This window comes from Microbacterium sp. Bi128 (genome assembly GCF_918698205.1).
Genome location: NZ_CAKKMM010000684.1, coordinates 1 through 2,668 on the forward strand (window position 1 = coordinate 1; position 2,668 = coordinate 2,668).

Below are 2,668 nucleotides of genomic sequence, written 5' to 3' on the forward strand. Positions count from 1 at the left end.
GGCGACCGGTTGTGGGACGGCTGGTTGCGGAACAGCGGCGGCGGCCAGACCTTCCGGGACGGCTGCGGGGCCGGCTTCGGGGTGGAGGGCGGCGGCCGCGTCCGCCGTCGCGGCGGGGCCGACGTCGAACGCCTGCAGCCAGGTCGCGATCCCGGTGAGCGGCTTGGGGTTGAGCGTGTAATACCGCTTCTGGCCCTGGGCGCGCATGCTCACCAGGTCCGCTTCCCGCAGGACTTTGAGATGCTTGGAAATGGTGGGCTGGCTTGCCTCAAGCTCCTGGACCAGTTCCCCCACCGCTTTGTCCCCCTTGCGGAGGGCTATCAGAATGTCACGCCTGGTTGCCTCAGCAATGACGGCAAATACGTCGTCTGTCACCATGCCCTCCACACTAGCGACATATACGCCAGATGGCATCCACGAATTGTTGCGTTGGTGCAAGCCCCCAAGCCCGGCCCGGATTCAGTCGAACCAGGGGTCCAGTCCGTGCAGGGGAAACACTTCCTTGCGGGTGGCCATGATGGTGCGGTCCACCTCGTCGTTGGGGTCGAAACCCACTTCCCAGGACCGCCACCAGAGGTCCACGTCGTCGCCCATCGTCTCGGGGGGCTCCACGCCGAACCTGGCGCCATATTTGTCTTTGACGTAGTTGCGCCAATCCTCCGGAACCGGGGTGCGCAGCGGCACCGGGCGGCCGGCGGCGATGGCTATGAGGTGGCTCCAGGACCGCGGCACCACGCTGACCACGTTGTAGCCGCCGCCCCCGGTGGAAATCCACCGGTTCTCGCAGTAGCGTGCGGCGAGGTTTCCTATCGCCGTGGCGGCCTCGCGCTGGCCGTCCACGCTGATGTTCAGGTGGGTGAGCGGGTCAAGCCGGTGCGAGTCGCAGCCGTGCTGGCTGACGATCACTTCCGGTTCGAACGCGCCAATGAGCTGGGGCACGACGGCGTGAAAGGCCCGCAGCCACCCGGCGTCGACGGTGCCGGCCGGGAGGGCGACGTTCACGGCGCTGCCCTGCGCGTTCGGTCCGCCGATCTCGTTGGCAAACCCGGTGCCCGGGAAGAGGGTCAGTCCGGATTCGTGCAGCGAAATGGTCAGGACGCGCGGATCGTCCCAGAAGATGCTTTGCGTGCCGTCGCCGTGGTGCGCATCGACGTCGACGTAGGCCACCCGCCGGACGCCGCCGTCGAGCAGCCGCTGGACCGCGAGGGCGGCGTCGTTGTAGATGCAAAAACCGCTCGCGCGGTCCCGGGAGGCGTGGTGCATCCCGCCGCCGAAGTTCACGGCCCGCACGGCGCTGCCGTCCAGGACAGCTGCGGCCGCCAGCAGGGAGCCGCCGGCCAGCCGGGCACTGGCTTCGTGCATGCCGGCAAAGGCGGGGTCATCCTCGGTTCCGAGACCCCTGGCGTGGTCGGACGTGTCCGGGTTTGCGCTCACGCGCCGCACGGCAGCCACAAACTCCGGGCTGTGGACCGCGCCCAGCTCCGCGTCGGTGGCGACGTCCGGAGCCGCTACCGTGACGTGGTCCATATCCAGCAGTCCAAGGCTGCCGGCCAGCTTCGCTGTGAGCTCCATGCGCTCCGGCGCCATCGGGTGGGAGTGGCCAAAGTTGTAGGCAGTCATGGCTGGGGCCCACACCACCGTCGTTGGCAGCGCGGTCTGAGCGAGTCCGGGCAGGAATGTCATCAATCACAGGCTACCCGAGCCGTCCCCGGCTTCCCGCGCGCGCACGGGCGTTCCCCCGGCCATTACCCGGTGTTTAGTGGTTTACTACTTGGGGAAGAAGTTTCAACCGAGGAAGAACATGACGCAAAGCCAGTCGAGGTCCACGAGCCCGGCCAGCTGGCAGCCAGGCATGCCGGAGCGGGAAGGCCTGTGGATCTTCACACGCCTGCGCGACTTCATTGACAGCATCGCGAACAGCTCACCCGCCCGCCTGGCGCTCTCGGCGTTCGGCGTCGTGATTCTGGTCTTCACCGCTTTGCTCTCGCTGCCCATGGCTTCCGCGACGGGACAAGTCACACCACTGCATCAGGCGTTCTTCACCGCGGCGTCCGCTGTCTGCGTCACGGGACTGACCGTGGTCTCCACCGCTGTGCACTGGTCCTTCTTCGGCCAGCTCGTAATCCTGGTCGGCATTTTCGTGGGCGGCCTGGGCACCTTGACCCTCGCGTCGCTGCTGGCGCTCATGGTCAGCAAGAGACTCGGTGTCCGCGGCAAGCTGATCGCCCAGGAGGCCATGAATGCCGGCCGGCTTGGCGAAGTCGGTACGCTGCTCCGGATCGTGATTGTGACCTCCGTGGTGATCGAGGCCGCCCTGGCCGTGACCCTGATCCCCCGTTTCCTGGTCCTCGGGGAGGGCTTCCCGCAGGCCGTCTGGCACGGGGTCTTCTATGCCATTTCATCGTTCAACAACGCCGGATTCACGCCGCATTCGGACGGAATCGTGCCGTACGAAACCGATCTCTGGATCCTCGTCCCATTGATGCTCGGGGTATTCCTGGGCAGCCTGGGCTTCCCGGTGGTCATGGTGCTGCACCAGAACGGGCTCCGGTGGAAGAAATGGAACCTCCACACCAAGCTGACCATCCAGGTGTCCTTCATTCTCCTGGCCGCCGGCACGGTCCTCTGGGGCTTCCTGGAGTGGGACAACCTGCGCACCATCGGGGAC

General features: G+C 66.6%; 3 protein-coding genes. 1 reads left to right on the forward strand and 2 read right to left on the reverse strand.

The window, feature by feature from the left end:
• A partial coding sequence (locus LQV45_RS24825; RefSeq protein ID WP_230009280.1) for a helix-turn-helix transcriptional regulator occupies positions 1-378 on the reverse strand: 378 nt, incomplete at its 3' end.
• An 81-nt stretch (positions 379-459) separates the two neighbouring features.
• Positions 460-1,683, reverse strand: coding sequence for an acetoin utilization protein AcuC (locus tag LQV45_RS24830; RefSeq protein WP_230009282.1), 1,224 nt, complete (start codon positions 1,681-1,683; stop codon positions 460-462).
• A gap of 118 nt (positions 1,684-1,801) precedes the next feature.
• On the opposite strand from LQV45_RS24830, the gene LQV45_RS24835 reads away from it, so the two are divergent.
• Positions 1,802-2,668: potassium transporter TrkG (locus LQV45_RS24835; RefSeq protein WP_290370311.1), on the forward strand; the 867-nt coding region annotated here is incomplete at its 3' end.

Bases quoted from the DNA above. Each gene is read 5' to 3' on its own strand.
- LQV45_RS24830 (WP_230009282.1), bottom strand. From the start codon at position 1,683: ATGACATTCCTGCCCGGACTCGCTCAGACCGCGCTGCCAACGACGGTG.